Below are 25,015 nucleotides of genomic sequence, written 5' to 3'. Positions count from 1 at the left end.
CTAAATATAGTCAATTAAACCTGATGCAGGTTCACTTTACCATCCATTAATTTGACAGCACATTAACTTGCTTCAGTGAGCATGTGCCCTACAGCACGTTTAAAAGGAGAGATGCGGTTACCTATACGTAAAGATGCTGCTCTGATTAGGCGCGCAGGCATTGAGTCATTACCATACAGTTTTGCAATCGCATGTGTGGCAATAAACAGAGGACGTGTTTTAAGTCGGTGTTTTCTTTCGTAACGTTCAAGCAGGGCAGTAGCCGCGATATTGCTGCCACGTGATTTTGCGGTTTTTATTTCATTGGCAAGTACATTGATGCCAGATAGCCCAAAATTAAACCCATGCGCGGTCACGGGGTGCATGCCGACGGCAGCATCACCAATTAATGCAAAGCGATTTGCAACAAGCTGGCTAGCATAGGCTGTCACTAGTGGGTAAGCATGTCGGGTGGATGCTAATTGCATTGCACCTAGTCGATGTTTAAAGCGCATTGCGATATCCTCATTAAACTCTGTTGCGCTTAACGACATAAGCCGTTGAATATCGTTAGCGGGAAGGGTGATGACAACAGAGGAGCGCATACCATTCATCGGTAATAGTGCTAAGGTTTGCCCGTAGTCAAACCATTCCCAAGCCACATGATGATGCGGGATGCTATGTTCCATGACGCAGACCATCATGGTTTTGCCAAAGTCGTGCATGGTGGCGGGGATGCCCATCGCTCGTCTTGTTTCAGAAAATCGGCTGTCTGCTGCGACCAAAAGTTGTGCTTTTACTTTTTCTCCACTAGCAAGGCTGATGTAGGCGCCATCATTATCTGTGCTAACGCCTGTAATGTCTGACTCGGTGAGAAGCGTAATGTCCTGTGATGATTTTACCGCTTCATAAGCAGATTGACGGATAAGGTGATTGGCGACTAAATAACCTAATGATGCTTTTTTGCTGTCGCCGTGTTCGATATTCATGGCATAAAGCGATGGCCCATTGAGCACTCTCGCATCGCGTAATGGCGAGATGGCATGCTGATCAATATGCTCCCACAAGCCAAGTGATTGCATTAGTTGTGCAGAATGGTGTGTCAGTGCAATTTCACGCCCATCAAAAGCTGGGTTGGCTAATATGGATTCTGGCTGGCGCTCAAGTATAGCAATCCGTAAGCCGCATCCAGCAACAGCTTGTGCAAAACATAGGCCAGCTGGACCCGCGCCAACAATGACAATATCGAAGTTCATCATGATTTGACCAAGAAATATTGGTGTTAGAAATATCGCTTATGATTGCGGTAAACGCAGGCGCCGACATTGACTCAGGTCAATCAGTGATAGTTTTAAGGCTAGTTTAGGTGATTTGCATGCCGCTACAGTAAAGTGAGGAGGCTTAAACTTAGCCTTTTTGTTTGATGGCAAGTACAGATTGGTTTCTCAAAGTACGTAACAGGGAAAGCTGCCTAGCGGAAACCTGCATGCTGTTGGGTTGCTCCATATCTGCGTAAAACATGCCCAATGCTTTGTTGTTGACCATGATCGGTAGCAGTAAAAAGCTTTGTGATGAAACGGTTTGCCTGTACCACTGTGGAATTTTAGCAGTCACGTTGTCTGCCGTAATATCTTCCAACATTAAGTCCGCGCCTTTGCTAATAGCAAGGTGGAACACATCTGGCGCAAAATCTAAACTAAACTTAAACTTCTTAAGTGCAACATCAATGTCATGACCAAACCCAAAGCGCGCTGCCATTTGATTGTTTTTGATATCTCTTACGAATAGCAGGGTGCGGTTAAAGCCCATGCCGCGGTGCATGGTTTCAAGCACCATCTGCATGATATCGTTAAGTTGATGTTCTTCAATCAGGGTGTTGGTGACCTCTTGAATACCCTCGGTGAGGATAGACTCAGAATCAAGTTTTGCCGTTTCGCTACTTTTTTCATCAGGCTTTTCAAGGCTGATGCCTAATGATGCCAGTTCAGTCTCTTCAGCAGACTTGTGAGGTACTTCTGCTCTTGCGCCTATCCAAGCGTTAACTCGTGTCATTAGCATGCTTTGCGAGGTGTTGATGCCGACGATTCTAGCGCGTGCTGCGAGCTCATCTAAAGCGCTTTCCATTGATTGACGTAGCTGTTGCTCTGAAACGCTAAGCGCATTTTCGTAACGAGTTGCTAGTTGCTTAAGCGCTTTGGATTTGTCAGCAATATTACCGTTACTGGCAATCGTACATAATTCATTAGCCAGGTTAACTGTCAGGGACAAACTTTCTAGCTCACCATTCGGTTTGATGACTTTATCTCCACTTAATTTACGCATGCCAGCGATTAGGCGTGGGGGGAAGTTCCAACTTTTAGCAACGCCTATACCCAGCTCGTTGTAGGACATCCCTAGCACTTTAACCGATGCTTTGTCCTCGCTATTGCCTTGGTCAACTAAGCGTGAAACTTGTTGGCTTTCTTCAAAAAAGTAAAAGCTGGCAAGTAGCTTGCCTAAATTGCGGAACATAGAGCAAATGATGGCTTCTTCTGCATTTCTAACATGGCTGGAGGGGGCTAATTGAGCCGCCACAATACCCGCAAAAAATGATGCTAGTACATCATCCTTCAACTGAGATGCTTGAGCTTTATTCTGCAAAAAATCAAGCAATATCAAAGACATTGCCACATTGCGTACCGTCTCGAAGCCTAAAATTACCACGGCTTTTGAAATGGTGTTGATATGGCCGCCAAATTGACCATAAGTCACTGTATTTACAAGCTTTAATAACTTATTAGTCAGTGCAAAGTCATTCAAAATGCTTTGCGCTAATGCATTGTTACTGGCTGAGTCATCGTCTGCCAATCGATTGATTTCGCTAATTGTGTGTGACAAAGCAGGAAAATCACTTTTACTTCGCATGCGACGTAGTAAAAAATCCATCGTACTGTGAGCATCCACTGGCTTATGCTCACCCTGTACGGGGTTTAAGTAATCTTGCAGCGCCTGCTTCATTGCGTTGGCATTTGCATAACGCTCCTCTGGGGCTTTGCTAGTGGCTTTAAGGATGATGTTTTCTAGCGCTTCATCAAGATAGATTTGCATGGGCTGATGGCTTGAGGTGCTAGGCTTTGGAAGCGTTGTTGGTTTTTTTGCTTTTTCGATGAATGGCAAGCCTGTTAGCATCTCGTTCAACAAGACGCCTAATGAAAATATATCTGCTGAGGCTGTAGCTTTATCACCAGATAGAACTTCAGGCGCAGTGAAAGGGGTGGCCGACTGCACAGTGTAATTGGCAGTAGCTATGCCAATACCAATCAGCATGGGTGTTTGATCTTCTGCAATGATAAGATTTTCAGGATGCAGGTTTAAAAGCACTAGGTCTTGAGTGTGTAAGTAGCTAACACCATCAAGCACCTCGATGATGAGTTCTACGGCCTGAGTGGTTGCAAATGGTTGAGATGTCTTTAATAACTGCGACAAAGTGATGCCGTTAACGAATGTATAAACTAAATAAAGTGCGCCATCATGTTCACCTGCATCCAGTAGGGTGACAATATTCTTATGTTGTAATTTGCTAACAATGCGCACTTGCGGTAACAACGCATCTAAAGGCTGGGCACTTTGTGTCAGTAGTTGAATAATCACCTCGCGACCCATGCGCGGGTCATGAGCCAAATAGACAGCATTTTGTTTGCTTTCATCGAGCTTGCGTAGCATTTCAAAGCGGTCTATTTTGTTGAGCATAGATTATTCCTGACGATTCGTGACTAAACTGGTAATTAATACTGATTTTCGATGTTAGTCGCCCTAAATTGGGTGCAATCTTATTCAGTATTGGTTGTTTGGCAAAGTCACACTTAATGTCTTTGATGACATCTTAAAGTATTTATTAGGTTTACATCATATCATTTAGGTGTTCTCACGAGCATTAATAGGGTGTATTTGTCATCGTTGTTAGTGATGAGTGAATCAACTGTGAGTGCAAGTCATTCACTAGTATGGGTGGTTGACAGGTTGTAAAAATCTACTGATACTCATGCAGCATTGCATTTGAAAAAGGCAAACTCAGCTGAAAAGCGAGGGCGCAAAATCACCGGTCTAAGGGGCAGTAGCTCTAAGATAGCGGGAGTGCCAGGTGTGCGGGTTTTCCCGTATCTCTACAATTAACTCCCATTCTATTGCCAGCTCTCCTTAGTGATTTAGGAACGAGATTAGTACTTTTGTGGGAGATAACATGTTATTGCACCAGCCTACCGTTGATGCTTTGATAGACAGCATGACCCCGAGCGCCGATGAAGTTCAGTCGCGTAAGGATTTTCTTGAGTTCAGCGAGCGAGATTCTCAGTTGCTCAAGGAGCTGGGGTCGCTACTTGCGCCTCTTGAGGGTGTCTTTGCTGATTTGTTATCCGAACATCTGGATGCGCACCCAGCAATCGCTGCTAGCCTTGTACATCCAGACCAGCTGTCACAGCTTAAACAAAAACAACGGGGATATTTTAAGCAGATATTTACTGGAGACTACGGTCCTGGCTATATCAAAAGCCGGCTCCGTGTTGGTGTCACCTATCAGCAATTAGGTTTAGAGCCACGCTGGCACCTCAGTGCATATAGCAAGTACTTATCTTGGGTACTCCCTGAAGTGATGCGATTGGTGGATAACGACGCAGAACGTTTTCTGGCGTACTCGAAAGCGATTACTAAAATTGCTATGTTTGATTCCGAACTTTCCCTATCGGCTTACTTTCATGCTGACCATGAAATGTTACGCCTGCTCGCACAAGTGTTTGAAAGTAATTTAGAGGCAGTGATTATTGCTGATGTGAAGGGGCATATGCTTCACGTCAATAAATCGGTGGCAAAAATTACAGGGTATGCTTCAGAAGCGCTGATTGGTACACCGATGCAAAACCTGTTGGCAGAGCTAGAGCCAACGCTATATCAAGATCTTTGGACGACAGTCATTGGTGGTGGTCAGTGGCAAGGTGAAATCTGGTTAAAGAATCAACAGGGTGATGATTACTTGGCATGGATGAATATAAATGCTGTTAAAGATGCGGCTGGAAAAGTGACGCAGGTGATTGCTGAGTTTTCTGATATTACTGCCTTTAAACAAACACAGGAAGCATTGGCCGAGCGTACAGAAGAGCTTGCTAACTCCAATCGTGAGCTAGAGCAGTTTGCCTATGTTGCATCCCACGACTTACAAGAACCTTTGCGCATGGTGGCTAGCTATACACAGCTGTTAGCCAGACGCTATAAAGATAAGCTGGATGAAGATGCGAACGAATTTATCGGCTATGCGGTAGATGGCGCTACGCGGATGCAGGCGCTGATTATTGATTTACTGACCATGTCTCGCATTGGCACGCACGGTAAGCGGATGGAGCTTTGTGACACTTCAGTTGCCTTAGAGCGCGCGGTTTCTAATTTGCGTCTGGCGATAGAGGAGTCAGGTGCTGTCGTTAACCGTGACCCTATGCCTAGGATAGAGGCGGATGTTTCGCAACTCACGCAGTTGTTCCAGAATTTAATTGGAAACGGTATTAAGTTCCGTGGAGACATCTCACCCATCATCCATGTGAGTGCCGAGAAAAAAGAGGGCGAGTGGTTATTTTCAGTTCGTGATAATGGGATAGGTATCGCGCCAGATTTTTTTGAGCGTATTTTTATTATATTTCAACGCTTGCATGGTAAACATGAGTATCCAGGTACGGGGATTGGGCTCTCTGTATGTAAGAAAATTGTTGAGCGGCACGGTGGGAAAATTTGGATAGAATCTGAAGTGGGCAAGGGCGCAGTTTTTAATTTTACCTTACCTATACATCATGGGGAAAGGAAACATCATGGAGAGTGAAGTGAATAGGCAGGTTGAATTTTTATTGGCTGAGGATAATCCCGGTGACGTTAGACTAACGCAGGAAGCATTGCGTGAAAGTAAGATCCGCAATAACCTTAACGTGGTTAAAGATGGTGTGGAGGCGCTAGCATTTTTACGTAAAGAAGGTGCATATGCAGATGCACCAACACCTGATGTTGTATTGCTTGATCTTAATTTACCTAAAAAAGATGGGCGTGAGGTGTTGGCTGAAATTAAATCAGACCCTCAACTTAAGCGTATTCCAGTGGTCATTGTGACTTCTTCTGAAGCGGAAAAAGACATCTTGCGCACTTACGATTTACATGCAAATTGCTACGTGAGCAAGCCTGTAGATTTAGACCAGTTTATCAAGGTGATTCAGGCTATTGAAAGTTTCTGGTTAACTATTGTTAAATTACCATCGGACGTTAAAGATTAACTGCGTTATGGAGGCTCTATGAGTAGCACTTCACTAACCATTTTATTGGTTGAAGATAATCCTGGTGATATTCGCTTGGTGCGAGAGCTGTTGGCTGCGGACCAAAGCGAACGGTTCATTTTAGTCACAGCAGACCGGCAAGAGACTGCGTTGGCTATCTTGGATAATCAGGATATTACCGCGATATTACTTGATTTAGAGTTGCCAGATGGCAGTGGTCTTAATACGCTCCTGAAGATACATGCTAACGCGCCTGGCATACCGATTGTTGTGCTGAGCAGTACAGCCGATGAGAGTCTTGCAGTGAGATCGGTGCAGCAGGGTGCTCAGGACTTTCTGGTGAAGGGTTATGTTGATGCACATCAACTGACGCGCTCGTTGCGTTATGCGATTGAGCGTAAGCGAACGGAAGAGAGGTTAAATCACCTTGCTCATCATGACAGTTTAACTGGCTTATCTAACCGCAAGCATTTTTACGACACCCTTAAAAACTCAATTGCCTTAGCACGTCGGCATGAAACCAAGCTGGCCTTGTTGCTGCTTGATCTGAATGGGTTTAAGTCAATTAATGACACTTTAGGTCATTATGTTGGTGATTTGCTGTTGCAGGGCGTTGCCCATCGCTTACGTGAATGTATGCGTGAAACGGATTGTGTCGCCAGAATTGGTGGTGATGAATTTACCATGATATTGACTGATATGCTGGATGAAGAGGATGTTGTTGCCGCAACCAGCAAGATTATGGAAGCTGTAGGACGTCCTTTTCTGATTGATGGGCGTGCATTAGATGTTGGCGTTAGTATCGGTATTGGCATTTACCCTACAGATGCCGATAACTTGGAGTCTTTAGTACGAAATGCTGATGTTGCTATGTATCAGGCAAAAGCAGATACTAGTATGCAAAATACTTACCGTTTCTTCTCTGCCAGTATGAATGACAGGGCCACTGAAGACCGCGTGTTACTAAGTGAGTTAGCGACAGCGATAACAGAAGGCGAGTTTGTGATTAACTACCAACCCCAAGTGGATGTGAAATCTGGCCACATTAATGGGATGGAGTCATTGTTGCGTTGGCAACACCCGACACGTGGTTTATTGTTGCCAGCAGCGTTTATGAATGTGCTGGAGAGCTCACCGCTAATTCTAGAAGTTGGTTTGTGGGTATTGCGTAGCGTATGCGCGCAAGGCCAAATGTGGCGTGATTCTTCTAATGCAGATTTGGTGCTGTCGGTTAATCTTTCTCCACGGCAGTTGCTTCAGGATGACTTTGCGGAGCAGGTTTCTGTCATATTGAGTGAGACAGGTTTAGCACCTCATTGTTTAGAGCTTGATATTTCTGAACATGCGTTATGGGAAGACGAAGACGCTGCTTTTAAACAAGTGGCTAAGCTTAATCAATTAGGTGTTAGATTAGCCCTTGATAACTTTGGTAATGGTCGCGCTTCATTCTATTATCTACGCAAGTTTCCTTTCCACGCGATTAAGCTAGATCGCAGACTGACGCAAGCAGCTTCCGCCTCAACAGATGGCGCAGATATGGCGCGTGCGGTGATTCAGGTAGCACATGTATTCCGTATGAAAGGCTTGGCGGGCGGCGTTGAAACAGCTGCACAACTTAATACATTACGTAATCTTGCTTATGATGATGCTCAAGGATATCTATATTGTCATCCATTGCCCTCTGATGCAGCCACAGCACTACTTGAACGTGGCCAGCATCTTGGCCCAGTTGCGGTAGCTTCCATATGAAAATATTACTGGTAGAGGATAATCAGGGTGATGCGCGTCTCCTAGACATCATGTTACGTGAGGTGTTAGCAGCCTGCACCCTCACGCATGCAGATACGCTAGGAAAAGCCATCTCGCATGCATGTCTAATGCAGTTCGATATTATTTTGCTTGATCTGTCACTACCAGACTCGCAAGGCAGTAGTACCTTCTGGAGTTTGCATGAAGTCGTGTCGGACGTTCCTATTGTGGTGATGACGGGCCATGACGATGAAGTGCTGGCAAATGAATTAGCACAGGCGGGTGCACAAGACTACTTGGTAAAGGGTAGTGTAGATGGGCGCTGGTTGTTGCGCGTGATGCGCTATGCGATTGAACGTAAGCGCGCAGAGTTGCAATTACGTCAGAGTGAGGCCAAAGTCCGTGCCCTATATGAAGCCGTACCCGATCTACTTTTATTTCTTGATTTAGAAGGCCGTTTTTTAGAGTGTAAGCCTGCAAAAGACTTTCAAACGCATATAGAGCCTGAGCATTTCCTGGGTAAAACGATACATGAAGCTTTGCCACAGGGGGTAGCCGATCAGGCCATGCTCTGCTTGGAAAAAGCCGTTGTAGGCAAAGGCATAGCGTCTTTTGAATACCAGATGACCTTACCTCAGGGTATTTCTAACTACGAATCCCGTTTTATTCGTGCCAGTGAAGAGCAGGTGTTGTGCATTGTGCGAGATATCAGTGAGAGTAAGCGTACGCAGCAGCAATTACATTTTCTTGCGCACTATGACACGCTGACGGGCCTACCTAATCGCTTATTGTTTAATGAAAGTCTGCAACAAGCGCAGACGCATGCTAATCGCACGAGCGACACAATTGCGGTGATGTTTATCGATCTGGATCGCTTTAAAAATATCAATGACACATTAGGCCACGGTATCGGTGATAAATTATTACAACAGGTCGGTAATCGCATCGCACTTTGTATCCGTGAGTCAGATACCGTCGCTAGAATGGGTGGTGACGAGTTTGCTGTTGTTCTTGTAAACGTGCGAGAAGAAAGTGATGCTGCGGTAGTGGCAGAAAAGATTATCGATACGTTACGCTTACCGTTTGTGGTTGGAGACCATGAGGTGTTTGTTGGTGCCAGTATTGGTATCACACTTTATCGTCCTGGACATGATGATCGAGATGTATTGTTAGAAAAAGCGGATGTGGCGATGTACCACGCGAAGGATCGCGGTCGTAATAATTACCAGTTTTACTCTTCAGAGATGGATGCAGTTGCTTACGAGCGGTTGGTGATGGAAAATCACTTACGCCACGCGTTAGATCGAAATGAATTTGTTTTATATTATCAGCCGCAAATTGCAGTTGAAGGAGGCAGTGTCACTGCCGTTGAAACCTTGTTACGCTGGCAGCACCCAGAGCGTGGTTTAGTTGCACCAGGGGAGTTTATTTCACTACTTGAAGAAAGTGGTTTAATTGTTCCGGTAGGTAAGTGGGTATTAAAAACAGCATGTCAGCAAGGGCGAGTTTGGTATGACGCAGGCACACCAGTCCGTGTAGCTGTAAATCTCTCTGTGCGACAGTTTAAACACCCAGGTCTTGTTGATGACGTTGCAGAGATTTTGGTAGAAAGTGGGCTGCCGCCAGAGCTGTTGGAGCTGGAACTCACCGAAAGTATGTTCATGGACAGTGCAACGAGTGATGTTAATAAACTCACCCAACTTAAAGCTTTGGGCGTATCCCTTGCCATTGACGACTTTGGTACTGGTGCATCATCTCTCGCTTATCTTAAAGACTTCCCTGTAGATACACTTAAAATATGCCAATCTTTCGTGCTTAACCTGCCCCATAACAATGATGATAGTGCAATTGCTAGTGCGGTACTAGGTTTAGCGCAAGCGATGAACTTCACAAGTATTGCTGAAGGCGTTGAGAATAGCCAACAAGCTGACTTCTTGCGAGAGCGGCGCTGCGATTATTTCCAGGGGTTTTTATTTAGTAAACCTTTGCCAGTGGACGAGTTGAATTTGCTATTAAGTGGTGGCAAGTTGCAAGGTACTTAACTTGCTAAACTCTTTACAATCTAAAGCCGTTTGCAATTATTTGTATATTGATATCGCTTAAATATGAATCCAGATGACTTGCAAAGATTAGTGACACTAGCCATGCCCTATGGAAAATATAAGGGGAAGCTAATTGCTGATTTGCCAGGTAATTATCTAAACTGGTTTGCGCGAGAGGGCTTTCCTTCGGGTGACTTAGGTCGGTTATTACAATTGATGCAGGAAATAGACCATAATGGTTTGTCACAACTACTCGAGCCGCTAAGGAAAGCATGAGTAACTTTGTAGTTTGATATAAAAAGTTCGTTTCAGGTGGGTCAATTTCAAAGTGTGTAAGGTAAGTTAGCATGAGCTTTCCTATTCAAGAAAGGCACTATCAATATGGCCGTTGTGCAAATCCAGATGCGTAAGTCGAGCTCAGCTAAGGGTTGCGCCTTATTCAACCTTGGTTTTCGCCCGTTCTTTTTAGGCGCAGGTATTTTTGCCATCGTATCCATTGTTTGGTGGATGTTGATTTACAGCGCACACAGTGTTGTGCAAATTCATTCGATTACCAGTGCCCAGTGGCATGCACATGAAATGCTATATGGCTATAGCTTGGCTGTGGTTGCGGGTTTCTTATTGACCGCAGTAAAAAACTGGACTGGCATACCAACGCTACATGGCAAGCCTTTAATGGGATTATTTGCATTATGGGCAGGTGCACGTGTGTTGTTTTTGTTTGGTACAAGTTTGATGCTTTGGGCTGCAATCTTAGATTTACTATTTGGTTTTGTGCTAATTCTATCTATTGGCTACCCAATTATCCGTGCAAAGCAATGGCCTCAGCTTGCGGTGATTGTTAAAGTAGCGTTGCTTTGGACAGGTAATGCAGTATTTTACTTGGGTTATTACGGGATATTGCAAGATGGTATGCTGTACGCAATCAACGGTGCTGTTTTATTGCTGATTAGTTTGATTTTAATGATAGGTCGTCGCGTGATTCCATTCTTTATTGAGCGTGGCGTACAAGACAAAATTAAAATCACCCATCATCAATGGGTGGATGTCAGTATCTTAGTGTCATTTCTCGCTTTGTTTATCAATGAGATTTTTTATAGAAACCCTCATCTAACCCCTTATTTAGCCTGTGGCTTGTTTCTAATCAATAGTTATCGTTTGTATCATTGGCATACCCGTGGCATATGGCGTGTGTCATTGCTATGGAGTTTGTATTTATCTGCATGGATGATTAATTTAGGCTTTTTGGTTTATGGCGTGCAAGCTTTGTTTTCAATTCCGCTTGTATTAGTGATGCATCTCTTTACGATAGGCGGGATAGGCCTAATGAGCGTGGCGATGATGGCCCGCGTGGCATTGGGACACACTGGCCGGGATATCAGAAAATCATCTAGCTGGCTGATGTTGATGTTTATTGTGATGATGCTGAGTGTGTTGTTTCGGGTATTTGCACCGATGCTTAACATGCAGCTTTATACCAGCTGGATATTTGTTTCTGCGGTATGCTGGGTAGTTGGGTTTGCAGTTTTTGTGTGGATTTATACACCGATATTATGGATGCCTAGAGTCGATGGTACGCCTGGCTAACCTTCGTTGAATGAGTTGCATTGTCTGAACGTGTTGATTAAGTGCTGATATTAAAAGAACAGAGCACTTAATGTCGAATTCATTGCTGAACTATTATCCTAAGCTTTAGTCTGTTTAGTTCTTCTTAAATTTATATGTGATAAGTTGGCGCAATGCCGATTAATCATTATCTACACATGTCGCAGAAAAACAAACGCCATTGGCTATTCGCACTTTTTATTCTGATATTAGCTAACATTTACTACTTTAGGCTAGAAGCCTTAGGCTGGTATGTTTGGCATAATAGTCCATCAGCCTCTAAGCAACCTACTAACACCTTAGACCTAAAGAATTATCAGGTAGAAATTGATGGGCTTGCTATTCCAGAGATAGCAAATGCCTCAGGCTTTACCTACAACACACACAGTAATACGCTTTTTACTGTATTAAACAAAGAGTCGCAAATTGTACAGTTAAGCTTAACAGGCCAGGTGCTCCGAAAAGTGGAGGTTAAAGGTGTCGCTGATATGGAGGGCATTACCCATATTGTCGATAATCGATATATCATTGCCGACGAAAGTGATAACCGCTTAGTGCTTGTTGTATTGGCTGATGATGCAACAACTGTTGATGTCACAGACTCACCTAAACTCAAGTTGGGATTTAACCTTACCAAAAATAAGAATTTTGAAGGTGTGTCTTGGGATGGTAAAAATAACCGCCTGTTGGTCGTGAAAGAGCGCGACCCTAAATATATTTTATCCATTAAAGGATTTTTCGAGGCTAAAGCAGGAGAGCCGCTAGAAATTAAGCGCTTAGATATTTACGACTCAGCCATTAAATGGTCATTAAGAGACTTGTCTTCAGTGACGTATCACGATGAAACAGGCAGCCTAGTGTTATTGAGTGACGAGTCAAGGCTGATTAAAGAATATGATGAAAATGGCCGAGCGATAGGTGCTCTAGCGTTATGGAAAGGATTTCACGGATTAAGTCACCATGTGCCGCAAGCCGAGGGCATTGCCATTGGCCCTGATGGTGCTATTTACATTATGAGCGAGCCAAATCTGTTTTATGTGTTTAAGCATCGCAAGCCTTAAGCATCGCAAGCCTTAATCATTTTCAAGCCTAATACGCAGCCACTTTTCTAGCACAACCACAATATAGGCTTGCTCGGCCAACGTAAGCTCGCGGCCCTGCGGTATCTGGTGCCACTTCTGTAGGCAGCCTCGACAACAGCAAGCTGTGGCGTGTTGTGCAACAAACACAGGATGGCCGCGCATCGGTGTTTGTTTACCGTCATTACTAATGATCGCTGGCGCTAAGCGCTTGCCTATAAAGTCTTCAGCATGATCAAGCACGGTAGATAAGCCTTTTTGTTGTAAATAGACTAAATCTTTGTCACGTAATTGAAAGCCGCTTCTGAAAGTAGATTGAGCCAGTGCAGCAAATAGCTTATCTAGATCTTTCATCTTTGCTTTATTTAACTCAATGTAATTGGTGCAAGTGTAATGTACGAAGTTTAGGTGCAAACTTAGCCGTCGCTCCTACAACACCTAATGTCATGAGGCCGCCAAAAATCACAGAAGGAACTAGCCCCATCAGGCGTGCGGTTACCCCTGATTCAAAAGCGCCTAATTCATTTGACGAACCAATAAAAATGCCATTGATGGCTGAAACACGTCCGCGCATGGCGTCAGGTGTGGCAAGCTGCATAATGGTTTGTCGTGTGATAACGGAAACGCCATCAAACAGGCCAGAAAGCAATAACATAACGGCAGCCATCCAAAAACTAGTGCTAAGGCCAAAACCAATGATGCAGAGTCCAAACCCTGCAACGGTACCTAATAACCAGCGCCCAGTGTTGAGGTTGATTGGATGCCTAGTGAGCCACAGTCCAGTAATGATTGCACCTAAGGCTGGCGCGGCACGGAGAATACCCAAGCTCTCTGGCCCCATCTGATAAACGTCATGAATAAATGCGGGAAGCATAGCAACCGCACCGCCAAATAATACGGCAAACATGTCTAGCGACAATGCACCCAGTATGATTTGGTTGCTAAATACAAAACGTAAGCCTTGCGCAATGCTGGTGAAAACAGGGATGCTTTCCGCCTTCTTAGGTTCTTCTAGCTTAAGTAGTGCGATTGATAATGCGGCACCTAAGCATAATAGTGTGGCAACCCCATAAGCAAGCGATTTACTGCCAAACCCTACTAACATGCCACCAATCGCAGGGCCTAATACTAAGCCGACCTGAAACGTAGAAGTGCCGATACCAGCAGCGCGTGCATATTGTTCACGGGGTAGGATGATGGCAAATAAAGTATTGTAGCTTGGCGCAATAAAAGCACGCGCTACCCCTGTAAAAGCAATTGAGCCGTAAATCCAGAAAGTGATATTTCCGTCTAGCCAACCTAACGCTACTGCAGTGAGTGTCATTGCATTAATGGTCAGCAGTCCCGCCGCTAGCCCTGCAAATGCGCGCCGCGAGTAATAATGATCCACCGCATGACCTGCAAATAATACAGAGGCGAAGTAAGGAATCACTTCAGCTAGACCGATTAACCCTAAAGACAATGGGTTGTGTGTAATCTGATAAATATGCCAACCGACGACCACTGCTATTATTTGGTAAGCCAGTACGATTTGAATACGAAATGCTAGCAGTTTAGCGAATGCAAATTGATGATATTTAAATAAATCCATAGGCAGCATTATAAATGCAAACGTCATATTGCCTTAACGCTAGTATTGGCACTTATGCATGTATAAAAACATTTAATAATGAAAGGTAAACGGATAGAATGCACGAGTTAGTGCAGTGAATAAGGTAGTAAGCAAGCTGAAGATTTATCTGAACTTGAGATTTATCTGATTTTGCCGATGAGTCATCATTGACCTAGTGTGATTCTACCGATATAGATTAGGCGCACTAACCACCCGTCGAGTGCATCCATCGTGATGGTGCACTGCTATTCAACTTCGTATTTTTCAGCAAAAAGTGATAACCATTGATGCGTTTAATGACTCATTTTTATCCTTACTTCAAACTGCTGAGTCTTTGCCTAGTGGCCTCTGTATGCTTCTTCGCTAATTTAAATAGCTACGCTGAAACTGACACCAAGCCCACAATCAAAATCTTCGTTACCGTAGATTGGGAAGGATGGTCACTCGATGACGAAAATATCGAGGTGATGCAGACTTTTCGCAAGCAATATCCACATATTCCGATGATGCAGTTGTTAAATCCAGTCTATTTGTTACGACCTCAAACCAATGTCATATTGGAGGCTGAGAAGATACGTTCTACTTTTTTGCCATCAGATAGCATGGGATTGCATCTGCATGGCTGGAAATCGCTACTTGAGACGTGTGATGTGCCCTATCAAAACTCTCCGACATTTACAGCTCAAAGTGAAGTTTGTGAGGCAGGCGATTGTGGATATGCAGTGAGTTTAGAATATGCGTATTCAGCACAGGATTTAACAAAGTTAATAGCCTGTAGCGCCAATTTGTTAGTTGAGCAGGGTTTTGCTCGTCCACGATATTTTCGGGCTGGTGGCTGGCAATTAGGGTCTAAATTAGCGAGTGCGCTGGAAGCTAATCAATTTGTGTTCGATAGCTCACGCACTGATGCCAGCTTGTTGACGACTAAGTGGGCGGAGAATAGCGGTTTGGTGCAAATGGTTAAAGCCTTGCATCCAGACGCTTCGGTATTGGATGAGCCGTATCAGTTAACAGCCTCCGTGATGGAGTATCCCAACAATGGCAGCTTGGCTGATTACACTGATACGCAACAACTAGTAGCGATATTTAAAATACTCATTGCACATAACAAGCAGGTGTTAGTGCTGGGTTTTCACCAAGAAACGGCTTTTACATATTTAAAGCATTTGCAAGATGCCATTCCTTTGTTTGAAGAAATTGCACGGGAGCAGGGCATCGCCATCGCCTGGGTAAGTCATTAGTGCTGCTTATTTAGGTACACGCCACAAATACCAGCTGGCGACTGTTCGGTAAGGGCTCCAAGCCTGGCCAATTTCAGCCATTTGTTTGCGTTTAGGTGCAGTCTCAAGCTTTTTCAGCCTTTTGTAGCCCTCTACAATGCCAAAATCATCAGCAGGTAGAATATCCATACGCGCCAACGTAAACATCAGCATCATTTCTACCGTCCATTGACCAATCCCTTTAATGGTGGTGATTTGTTGAATTAACGACTCATTACTCATGCTGTCAGCAACTGCTTGAGGTGGTACTAATCCCGATACCGCGGCATTGGCGATACCTTGGAGTGTTTCTATCTTTCTACCAGAAAAGCCCACAGCACGTAGTTCGTCAAATGTTGCGGCTAACAACTGTGGAGGCTCTGGGAACTGCTCATAATGATTAATCAGCTTTTTTAGAATAGCGTCACCAGCCTTAGTGCTGAGCTGTTGATATGCCACTGCGCGGACTAATGCCTCATAAGGGTCACGTTCACTTTTTGTTGTAAACTTGCACTCACCAACGTGGTCAATCAATTGTGACCAGTCATCGTCTATTGCGCGCAAAAAGTCTTCAGCTTGTTGGTAAGGAGCGTTCATGCTGTGATTATAAGCATCTGAATTTAATATTGTTCAATATTGCCAGTATTCTGATTAAACAAACCTGTCACATATGGATGGAGTGATTTAGTTTGGATTTATTTAGCAACATAACACCTATCGAAACACTACTTAGTGGTGTGAGCTTGTTGAGGGGATTTGCACTTAAAGATGAAGCAACGCTACTCGCAGATTTAGAAAGTATCATCACACAGGTACAGTTTCGTCATATGGTTATCCCTAGTGGTTTTACGATGTCTGTCGCCATGAGTAATTGTGGTGAATTAGGTTGGGTGACGGATCGCCAAGGCTATCGCTACGCCAACTTAGACCCACTTACAGATAAGCCTTGGCCACCAATACCAGATGGTTTTTTAGTATTGTCACGTGCGGCTGCTTTAGCGGCTGGATACGCAGACTTTAAGCCAGACGCTTGTTTAATTAATCGTTATCAAACTGGTGCACGTATGGGTTTGCATCAAGACAAAAACGAACGTGATTTCACGCAACCTATTGTTTCGGTTTCACTCGGCGTGCCAGCCATATTTCAGTTTGGTGGTTTTAAACGTACGGATAAAGCCTTGAATGTTCCGCTTTATCATGGAGATGTGGTGGTGTGGGGCGGGGAGGGGCGTTTGCGCTATCACGGCATACTGCCACTGAAGGCAAATATGCACCCAGCTTTAGGTACAGTTCGAATCAATCTTACTTTTCGTAAAGCTGGGTAATGAAAAACCTTACAGTTTTAACGCAAGCTTAATACGACGGTAGATCTGGCAAAGCTTAGAGCCATCTAACTGGTAATGTTTATGTAGTGGTTTTTTTACTTCCCAGCTTGCAGTCATGCCTGCTGGAAAAGTCACTAAATCACCCTTGCCAAAAGTCACTGGTGTGCCGCCAGTTGGCGTAATCACACATTCACCCTCTAAAATGTAGGCAATTTCTTGCTCAGGAAATGTCCATGGAAAAACAGAAACTTCCTTTTCCCATGTCGGCCATTTACTTACATTTAGCGCATCTAAACGTTGCTGACTTGGGTTTTTTTCAACAGTGATTTGAGTCATGAGTATTCCTTTTAAAAAATGTATTTTATCCCATGAAGCAATAAAGCTGAAATGTTCTAATTTTAGTGTTGATGCGCGTTAAGTAGTAAAATACTGCTTTTAGTCATTGCTTAGTCATCATTAAATATTATGCGTGTTAGTTTAGAACAGGCAATTGCCGAGCTCAAAAACGGTGGTGTCGTTGCCATTCCTACCGAAACAGTCTATGGCCTAGCCGCAGATGCGACCAATGATAGTGCGCTTAAAAAAATATTCGCGATTAAACAACGTCCAGCAGACCATCCTTTGATTGTGCATATCGGTGATATGAATCAAGTGAGTGATTGGGCAGCGACTTTTCCTGAAGTTGCCATCAAGCTGGCAGAAGCCTTTTGGCCTGGCCCATTAACGCTGGTGTTACCTGCGCAGCCTCATGTATCGCGCGTCGTGCGTGGGGATGAATCTACCGTCGCACTGCGAGTGCCTAATCATCCAGTTGCCATGGCATTGCTTAAGCAAGGTAATTTAAGTGTGGCTGCACCTTCTGCTAATTTATTCACTCAGCTCAGTCCTACAACCGCAGCACATGTTGAAGCAGGCTTGGGCGAATCAATACCAGTGTTAGATGGCGGCCCTTGTAATGTGGGGATAGAGTCAACCATCGTCAGCGTATCAGCCAATGGGCAATGGCAATTGCTACGCCCAGGTATGATTAGTGAGGAGGATATTGCTAAAGTAGTGGCCAATCATCATCAAGCGCCATCTTCAGCCAGTGCAGATGCAAACCAAATAGTACCTAAAGTGCCTGGTCAGCATGCTTTGCATTACTCACCGCACACCCCCCTAATGTTATTTAAAGACAGGCTGTCATTGATTCAAGAAAGCAAAGCTTTACAAGCAATGGGCTTATCTTTTGCAGTCATGCTGATTGGCGATTGTGATAATGTTGAGTTAAATTGCCAAATTATCACCTTGCCAAATTCGCCAGATAAGGCTGCAGAGCTGTTGTATTGCAGTCTACATGACCTAGATGCGATGAAAGTTGACCACTTATTGGTGGAGTTGCCTCCTGTACTACCTGAATGGCTCGCGGTGTTGGATAGATTAAGTCGCGCGGGATACCGGTGATTTGTTGTATATTACTGATTGCTTAACTTTGTTTAAGTGACTTTCCGCACAATTTAGGTTAGAAATATGATAATTAAATTACAACAGTTTGTTTTAGCCTCATTATTAGTGGCAGCAATTCCAGCTTGCAGTTCTATTGGATTGCCCAATCCCTTTCGTGATGATAGTAGTGAAATGTCGCAGTATCCTAAAGACGCGACGGAATATGTCTGTGACGGCAATAAGCGCTTTTATGTGCGTATGTTGAATAATGGTAACGACGCTTGGTTAATTTATCCTGACCATGAAGTGAATTTACCAAAATCAAGTGATGATGATCGCCGTTATGCAAGTGGCGTGATAGCGCTGGTAATTAATGGGGATGCTACTACATTGAATGACGGTGAAAAAATAGCTTACCTTAACTGCAAACCACAGCTGAAGAAATAGACTGATTTTAAAAATAATTAATCATCCGATAGAGATGATGCATTTTGATACTTTAATTAGCAATGTTAATTGTAATTTGTTGTTAATTCGGTTTGCTCTTGGCCTGAACCCTTATTAAATTGTGATAGGATAATTTCACTTTAGCCTTATTGTTCCCTTATGCAAAAAAAGATTTCCACAATTTGGCGCTTCCTCTTGCCCGTGCTGGTTCTGTTGGCGGTCGCACCTTTTGTCCTGACAGGGCAGCAAGCTTCGCAGCAGCTGGATAATATTCATGCGGGCGCAAACGAGCAAGTACAAACCTTGGTTCGGTTGTTGGGAGTTACAGAAGAGTTAGTCAGTGAACAGGCCAACTCTGCCATGCGCTTACTAAAACAGCGCAGTCATGAATTAGGCAAGGTGCAGATTGATGGCTTAATCCAGCTTGGCGCAACAGCGTTACCTAACCTTAAAATGGGTGAAACAGAGATTACTGGTTATTTCGCCTTGGTAGATGGTGTGAGTGATTTGTTTGGTGGCACAGCCACCATGTTTGTAAGATCCCGTGATAGTTTTGTTCGTATTGCTACCAATGTTAAGCAAGATGATGGAGCTCGTGCTGTTGGAACGGTGCTCAACCCTAAGGGCAAGGTGATTCAAGCCTTAATTGCTGGTAAAGAATATCATGGTGTTGTGGATATCCTTGGTCAGCCCTATATTACGAGATATGACCCTGTGTTCGATGAAAATGGGCAGGTGATTGGTGCTTACTATATTGGTTATAAAGTAGATATTAAGATACTGCGCGACACAGTAGAAAATATGCGTCAGCTTACCACTGGGTTTGCGGTAGTTTTGGATGAAACAGACAATATTCGCTTTCTTTCATCGCATGTAAAAGATGATAAAGTTTCTAAGTTACTTGAGACTAGACCCGAGAGCTGGGAGTTTGTGACTGCAAGCGTGCCTAAATGGGGCTTTAAAGTGGTTGTCGCCTACCCCTTAAGTGAAGCGCGTGCAGTTAGTTTGGCCAATGCTTGGTTTGTCGTGTTTGCAGGCATATTGCTTGGAACATTGCTGATTGTCATTATCCTGTGGCAATTAAGACGCTTAATTCTGAACCCGATAGGGGGTGATCCAGCATTAGCGATTGATGTGGTCAAGCGAATTGCTGCTGGTGATTTAGCGCAAGACGGTCTTGATGCAAAGCCTGATACCTTAATGGCTAGTGTGCTAGAAATGCGTCAAAAGTTACGCGAGTCTATTGATACCTTACAGCAAAACTCTGAGCGCATGCGCTTATCTGCTAGCGTATTCGATCATGCGCATGATGGTATTTTTATTACTGATGCTCATGCAAATATCGTAGAAGTTAATTATGCGTTTACCCAAATTACTGGATATTCAAGAGAAGATGCATTAGGCCGCTTGCCCCAAACATTGGGTTTTGTTACTTACGATGAGAGTCTGCTTGATCTGCTCTGGTTGCAGGCAGAAAGTAACAGTGAGTGGCGTGGTGAGACTTGGAATCGCCGAATGGATGGCGATGTTTATGCTGCATGGCTTGATATATTCTGTGTGCGAGATGAAGCTCATCATATCAAGAACTTTGTGGGCTTATTTTCTGATATTACACAAGCTAAAGAACAGCAACAAAATCTAGAGCGCATGGCCTACCATGATCCGCTGACCCAATTGCCTAATCGTGCGCTACTATCCGATCGTTTGCAGCAAGCACTTGCAAGGGCCGAACGTTCAGGCGAGTTACTAGCCGTTTGCTGCTTGGATCTTGATGGATTTAAACCGGTGAATGACACCTTGGGGCATGAGGCTGGAGATTATTTGCTAGTTCAGTTGGCTGTCCGCATGAGCGCATGTTTGCGTGACAGTGATACGGTTGCGCGATTAGGTGGCGACGAGTTTGCGGTACTCTTGTGTGGATTGCAAAACATTGATGAGTGTACGCAAACGCTAGAGCGTTTACTTAGTGTGATTAAAACACCATATACCATTGGCGACAAATCAGTGACGGTATCTTCTAGCATTGGCTATACTATTTTCCCTGATGATGGCTGTGAGCCTGATACCCTGCTAAGACATGCAGATCACGCAATGTATCAGGCGAAGCTGAATGGTGGCAGTCGTGTGCAACAATTTGACTCACATCATGATCGTCAGTTTAGAGGTTTACGCCAAGACCGAGAGCGCGTTGAGGCTGCATTACCGAATGATGAATTCCGTTTATATTACCAACCTAAAGTAGATTTGCGCCAAGGCAAGGTCGTAGGTATGGAGGCCTTAATACGTTGGGAGCATCCTGAATTAGGCCTACGCTCACCAGCTACTTTCTTGCCTATCATAGAAGATACTGATTTTTCTATTCCATTGGGTGAGTGGGTTATCCGTGAGGCCTTGGGTCAAATTAAGATTTGGCAAACGGCTGGGTTAGATTTTCAGGTCAGTGTGAATATTGCAGCAAAACATATTGTGCAATCTAACTTTACAGAACGATTAATGCTATTGTTAGCTGAGTTTCCTGAGGTAGAACCTCGTAAATTGGAGCTAGAAATTACAGAAACTGCTGCAATTGAAGATGTCTCGGGTGTTGCAAATACTATTAATAGCTGTAAGCAATTAGGGGTGAGTTTTGCACTTGATGATTTTGGTGTGGGCTACTCATCATTGACCTATTTACGCCGCTTGCCAGTAGAGACCATTAAAATTGACCAGTCATCCGTGCGTGACATGTTACAAGACGTAGATGATTTAGCCGTGGTTGCTGGTGTCATCAGCTTAAGTAGAGACTTTAAGCGTAAGGTTGTAGCAGAAGGCGTTGAGACTTCGGAGCAGGGTGTTTGGTTGTTACGGATGGGATGTTCTGTTGTTCAAGGTTACGGTATCGCCCGCCCAATGCACGCTGATGCTGTGCTAAATTGGGTGGAGGCTTACCAGCAAGATCCTAGTTGGACTCAAGGCCTAGTTTAATAAGTGTTGGTGTAAATTTAGTATAATTGAAGTGGATTGATAGTTCGCTCCAATTCAATTCGAGCAAATTAATACTTAATCATTCTCATTTATTAAATGCTTGCCGATTTTATAAAAAAGGCGTAACTTAATTATTCCAGCTTCTGAAATCTGTTTGAGAAATCCAGTTCAGAAGTAACGTGGAGTTAGTTATGGACAATAAATACGGATTAGGTAGCAATAAGGTTGCGACAGAGCACCATCGTCAGCATCACAAACTCACTGACGAAGATGTCCCGCATTGTAGAGTCTGTCAAAGCGTGCATCTGGTATTGAGTCCAACCATGCATGATCATTGCTGTGCTGATTGCGGTACATGGCAAAATGACGTGCCTGCTGGCTATTCAACAGGCAGAAGTAGCGATTACTAGAAATAGGCACTTCATCATTGCTGCAAGATTCTGTTATCTAAGTGTTGCCATATTTAGTTTGTCTTCAAAAAGAGGCAATATCGTGGCTGTTTTTCTTAAGAATATATCTAACTATGAGTTTAGATTGTGTCTTTTAACAGATTTCTCCTCTGCTATTAAGCGCTTTTTCTGGATATTGTCAGAAATTAAAAATAATTCTCTGATCTACGTCAATTTTCAGTAATTTATTCAAGAAAAAGTTCTATAATCTTGCCTACCAAAAAACCTTTCCATTAAACAACTCCAAAAGAGAAGATAAATGACTACGAAAAATGCTGATATTGGCCTAGTTGGCCTAGCTGTTATGGGCCAAAACTTGGCTCTGAATATTGCCGATCATGGCTACACCATTGCGGTTTATAACCGTGACCCAAAAAAAATGGTGAATTTCATCGAAGAATGCAAAAAAAATGAACCTTCACATGCTAACGTTGTTGGTCATGCTGATTTAGCTTCATTTGTTTTAAGTATCAAACGCCCACGTAAAATTGTTTTGTTAGTTAAAGCTGGTAGCGCAACAGATGTGACGATTAACGCTTTACTACCATTCCTAGAGCAAGGCGACATCATCATTGACGGTGGTAATGCATTGTGGACAGATACCATCCGTCGCGAAAAAGAATTAGCGGCTAAAGGCATTGATTTCATTGGCTCTGGCGTATCAGGCGGTGAGACAGGTGCACGTTTCGGCCCATCATTAATGCCATCAGGTACCCGTAAAGCTTGGGCGAGTTTAGAGCCAATCTGGCGTGATATCGCAGCTAAAGTAGACCCAGTAACAGGCGAGCCTTTAGAAGGCGGCAAACCAGGTAAACCAGTAGAAGGTGGCTTCTCATGTGCTGAATACATCGGTCCTGACGGCGCTGGTCACTACGTTAAAATGGTGCACAACGGTATTGAATACATCGACATGCAATTGATTTGTGAAGCTTACTGGTTGATGAAAAATCTACTTGGTATGCAAGCGGATGAAATCGGTAAAGTATTCGCTGAATGGAACAAAGGTGAATTATCAAGCTTCTTGATTGAAATTACTGCTGATATTCTGCAACAAAAAGACCCAATGGGTAAAGGTTTCTTGGTTGATCAAATCTTGGATACAGCTGGTCAAAAAGGTACAGGCCAATGGACAGCAGCGAATGCGCTTGAATTAGGCGCGCCAGCGAACGCGATTGCAGCTGCGGTATATGCACGTGCATTATCAAGCTTAAAAGAAGAGCGCGTAGAAGCGAGCAAAATTCTTAAAGGCCCAGTGATTAAAGTTGAGTCTGACAAAAAAGCAATCATCGAAGCGATTAAAAATGCTTTGTATTGCTCAAAAATCTGCGCATACGCACAAGGCTTCCAATTGATTGACAAAGCACAAGTGGCTTACAACTGGAAATTGAACTTCGGTGAAATTGCTCAAATCTGGCGCGGTGGTTGTATTATTCGTGCACGTTTCTTGCAAAAAATCACTGATGCTTATGCGTTGAACTCACGTTTGAAAAACTTGATGTTAGACCCATATTTCACGCATGCGATGAATGAAGGTCAAGCAGGTTGGCGTAAAGTGATTGCTTTGGCAGTCACCAACGGTATTCCAGCACAAGGTTTTGCTTCTGCAATGGCTTACTACGATGGCTACCGCAGTGCGGATCTGCCAGCAAACTTATTGCAAGGTCAACGTGACTACTTCGGCGCACATACTTATGAGCGTAAAGATCAGCCACGTGGTCAGTTCTACCACTTGGATTGGCCTGAAGCTGGTCGTCCACAGTTGGAAGTGTAATATTAGTCGTTAGTTTTAAATAATAAAAAACCCGCTGATGGCGGGTTTTTTATTATCTGAACGCTATAATGCTATAGGCTCCTTTTCTTTTATGTAATTAATTTACAGATTGTGTACATGAGCGTCACTAATCCTGTTGAGTATGTGATGCTTATTTCTAATCACTAAAAGTAAAGTGATAAAGGCTGAGGGCAAGTATTTTACTTTGCTGATACTTAGAAAAATAAGGCTAGAAATTAGGTATGGATTTACAAAATATTATTGATCTATTTCTGCACTTGGATAAGCATTTAGCCGTTGTTACAGCGACTTGGGGTGTATGGATTTACGCGCTTTTGTTTCTTATTATTTTTATAGAAACTGGCCTAGTTGCGATGCCTTTTTTACCTGGTGACTCCTTGTTGTTCGTTGCAGGCACAATTGCTGCAATTGGTGGCATGAGTTTGCCTGTATTAATGATATTGCTGTCAATCGCGGCAATTGCAGGCGATGCGATGAATTATTCAATTGGGCGATGGACAGGGAATAAAGTGTTTGCTTGGGAAAGTTCACGATGGTTTAACAAAGATGCTTTTAATAAGACACATGCGTTTTATCAGAAACACGGTCCTATCACGATTGTGGTGGGGCGTTTTCTGCCATTTATCCGAACCTTCACGCCATTTGTCGCTGGTGTAGCGAAAATGACCTACCCTAAATTTGCGTTTTATAACGTTATTGGTGGTTTGATATGGGTCTGTGGGTTAACTGGAATCGGTTTTTTAGTGGGAAATCACCCATGGGTGAAAGCCAACTTTTCCTTAGTCGCGCTGTCATTAATTATTATTCCTAGTCTTCCTGCGGTTTGGGTGTTTATCAAACACAAGATGCAAGCGCGTACTTGAAGTTGTTTATTATGATTGATATATGAGGTGTTAATAGCCATTGATAGATAGCGAGTAAGCGACAAAAATGACGTAAAAGTGGCAGCCAGCTTTGCGTCGGATTTTAAATCCATTTAATCGAAAGTCTGGATTTAATTAAACTAT

21 protein-coding genes and 1 riboswitch are annotated in these 25,015 nt (G+C 43.7%); of the genes, 15 read left to right on the top strand and 6 right to left on the bottom strand.

The window, feature by feature from the left end:
• Window positions 1-62: 62 nt before the first annotated feature.
• Both ubiM and Q7U33_RS07990 read right to left on the bottom strand, forming a co-directional pair.
• Entirely contained in the window at window positions 63-1,238 is a 1,176-nt protein-coding gene (gene ubiM, locus Q7U33_RS07995; protein WP_304859522.1) for a 5-demethoxyubiquinol-8 5-hydroxylase UbiM, read from the bottom strand.
• Window positions 1,239-1,386: 148 nt separating this feature from the next.
• Entirely contained in the window at window positions 1,387-3,708 is a 2,322-nt protein-coding gene (locus tag Q7U33_RS07990) for an HDOD domain-containing protein (RefSeq protein WP_304859520.1), read from the bottom strand.
• A 304-nt stretch (window positions 3,709-4,012) separates the two neighbouring features.
• A riboswitch (cyclic di-GMP riboswitch) is annotated at window positions 4,013-4,100 on the top strand.
• A gap of 98 nt (window positions 4,101-4,198) precedes the next feature.
• Between Q7U33_RS07990 and Q7U33_RS07985 the strand changes: the two genes are divergently transcribed.
• The 7 genes from Q7U33_RS07985 to Q7U33_RS07955 all read left to right on the top strand — a co-directional run bounded on the left by Q7U33_RS07985 (window position 4,199) and on the right by Q7U33_RS07955 (window position 12,717).
• Entirely contained in the window at window positions 4,199-5,818 is a 1,620-nt protein-coding gene (locus Q7U33_RS07985) for a protoglobin domain-containing protein (protein ID WP_304859518.1), read from the top strand.
• The gene (locus tag Q7U33_RS07980; RefSeq protein WP_304859516.1) at window positions 5,808-6,260 is read left to right on the top strand and encodes a response regulator; all 453 of its coding nucleotides are present in this window, start codon (window positions 5,808-5,810) and stop codon (window positions 6,258-6,260) included. Before Q7U33_RS07985 ends, Q7U33_RS07980 begins: the two co-directional genes overlap by 11 nt.
• 18 nt (window positions 6,261-6,278) lie before the next feature.
• Window positions 6,279-8,009 (top strand): bifunctional diguanylate cyclase/phosphodiesterase, encoded by a 1,731-nt coding sequence (locus Q7U33_RS07975; protein WP_304859514.1) that lies wholly within the window; start codon window positions 6,279-6,281, stop codon window positions 8,007-8,009.
• Complete coding sequence (locus Q7U33_RS07970; protein ID WP_304859510.1) at window positions 8,006-10,051, top strand: bifunctional diguanylate cyclase/phosphodiesterase; 2,046 nt, start codon at window positions 8,006-8,008, stop codon at window positions 10,049-10,051. The genes Q7U33_RS07975 and Q7U33_RS07970 overlap by 4 nt, the downstream gene beginning before the upstream one ends.
• A gap of 63 nt (window positions 10,052-10,114) precedes the next feature.
• Window positions 10,115-10,327, top strand: coding sequence for a DUF3820 family protein (locus Q7U33_RS07965; RefSeq protein ID WP_304859508.1), 213 nt, complete (start codon window positions 10,115-10,117; stop codon window positions 10,325-10,327).
• 105 nt (window positions 10,328-10,432) lie between these two features.
• Complete coding sequence (locus Q7U33_RS07960) at window positions 10,433-11,638, top strand: NnrS family protein (RefSeq protein WP_304859505.1); 1,206 nt, start codon at window positions 10,433-10,435, stop codon at window positions 11,636-11,638.
• A gap of 152 nt (window positions 11,639-11,790) precedes the next feature.
• On the top strand, window positions 11,791-12,717 hold the full coding sequence (locus tag Q7U33_RS07955) for an SdiA-regulated domain-containing protein (RefSeq protein ID WP_304859503.1): 927 nt from the start codon (window positions 11,791-11,793) through the stop codon (window positions 12,715-12,717).
• Between the two features lie 12 nt (window positions 12,718-12,729).
• Here Q7U33_RS07955 and Q7U33_RS07950 read toward each other — a convergent pair whose 3' ends face one another.
• Window positions 12,730-13,089, bottom strand: a complete 360-nt coding sequence (locus Q7U33_RS07950; protein ID WP_304859500.1) for a DUF4186 domain-containing protein — start codon at window positions 13,087-13,089, stop codon at window positions 12,730-12,732.
• Window positions 13,090-13,105: 16 nt separating this feature from the next.
• Window positions 13,106-14,326 carry an MFS transporter gene (locus tag Q7U33_RS07945; protein ID WP_304859498.1) on the bottom strand — a complete coding sequence of 407 codons (1,221 nt, stop codon included), beginning with the start codon at window positions 14,324-14,326 and terminating at the stop codon, window positions 13,106-13,108.
• Window positions 14,327-14,643: 317 nt separating this feature from the next.
• Between Q7U33_RS07945 and Q7U33_RS07940 the strand changes: the two genes are divergently transcribed.
• Window positions 14,644-15,588, top strand: a complete 945-nt coding sequence (locus Q7U33_RS07940) for a hypothetical protein (protein ID WP_304859495.1) — start codon at window positions 14,644-14,646, stop codon at window positions 15,586-15,588.
• Window positions 15,589-15,594: 6 nt separating this feature from the next.
• Here Q7U33_RS07940 and Q7U33_RS07935 read toward each other — a convergent pair whose 3' ends face one another.
• The gene (locus Q7U33_RS07935; protein WP_304859493.1) at window positions 15,595-16,203 is read right to left on the bottom strand and encodes a DNA-3-methyladenine glycosylase; all 609 of its coding nucleotides are present in this window, start codon (window positions 16,201-16,203) and stop codon (window positions 15,595-15,597) included.
• A gap of 92 nt (window positions 16,204-16,295) precedes the next feature.
• Here Q7U33_RS07935 and alkB point away from each other — a divergent pair, with 92 nt between their 5' ends.
• Window positions 16,296-16,931, top strand: coding sequence for a DNA oxidative demethylase AlkB (gene alkB, locus Q7U33_RS07930; RefSeq protein WP_304859491.1), 636 nt, complete (start codon window positions 16,296-16,298; stop codon window positions 16,929-16,931).
• A gap of 9 nt (window positions 16,932-16,940) precedes the next feature.
• Here alkB and Q7U33_RS07925 read toward each other — a convergent pair whose 3' ends face one another.
• Complete coding sequence (locus Q7U33_RS07925; RefSeq protein WP_019896604.1) at window positions 16,941-17,267, bottom strand: cupin domain-containing protein; 327 nt, start codon at window positions 17,265-17,267, stop codon at window positions 16,941-16,943.
• A gap of 129 nt (window positions 17,268-17,396) precedes the next feature.
• Here Q7U33_RS07925 and Q7U33_RS07920 point away from each other — a divergent pair, with 129 nt between their 5' ends.
• The 6 genes from Q7U33_RS07920 to Q7U33_RS07895 all read left to right on the top strand — a co-directional run bounded on the left by Q7U33_RS07920 (window position 17,397) and on the right by Q7U33_RS07895 (window position 24,871).
• A complete protein-coding gene (locus Q7U33_RS07920; protein ID WP_304859487.1) occupies window positions 17,397-18,374 on the top strand; it encodes an L-threonylcarbamoyladenylate synthase in 978 nt (325 codons plus the stop codon).
• Window positions 18,375-18,440: 66 nt separating this feature from the next.
• Window positions 18,441-18,803 (top strand): hypothetical protein, encoded by a 363-nt coding sequence (locus Q7U33_RS07915; RefSeq protein WP_304859484.1) that lies wholly within the window; start codon window positions 18,441-18,443, stop codon window positions 18,801-18,803.
• Between the two features lie 159 nt (window positions 18,804-18,962).
• Window positions 18,963-21,767 (top strand): EAL domain-containing protein, encoded by a 2,805-nt coding sequence (locus Q7U33_RS07910; RefSeq protein ID WP_304859482.1) that lies wholly within the window; start codon window positions 18,963-18,965, stop codon window positions 21,765-21,767.
• Window positions 21,768-21,958: 191 nt separating this feature from the next.
• The gene (locus tag Q7U33_RS07905; RefSeq protein WP_304859479.1) at window positions 21,959-22,177 is read left to right on the top strand and encodes a hypothetical protein; all 219 of its coding nucleotides are present in this window, start codon (window positions 21,959-21,961) and stop codon (window positions 22,175-22,177) included.
• A 298-nt stretch (window positions 22,178-22,475) separates the two neighbouring features.
• Window positions 22,476-23,987 carry an NADP-dependent phosphogluconate dehydrogenase gene (gene gndA, locus Q7U33_RS07900; RefSeq protein WP_304859477.1) on the top strand — a complete coding sequence of 504 codons (1,512 nt, stop codon included), beginning with the start codon at window positions 22,476-22,478 and terminating at the stop codon, window positions 23,985-23,987.
• A 242-nt stretch (window positions 23,988-24,229) separates the two neighbouring features.
• Entirely contained in the window at window positions 24,230-24,871 is a 642-nt protein-coding gene (locus Q7U33_RS07895) for a DedA family protein (RefSeq protein ID WP_304859475.1), read from the top strand.
• Window positions 24,872-25,015: the final 144 nt, after the last annotated feature.

It is taken from the genome of Methylotenera sp. (assembly GCF_030653755.1).
Taxonomy (GTDB): Bacteria; Pseudomonadota; Gammaproteobacteria; order Burkholderiales; family Methylophilaceae; genus Methylotenera.
Note: the sequence above shows the minus strand (reverse complement) of the source record. Positions and strands in the feature narration are given on the sequence as shown.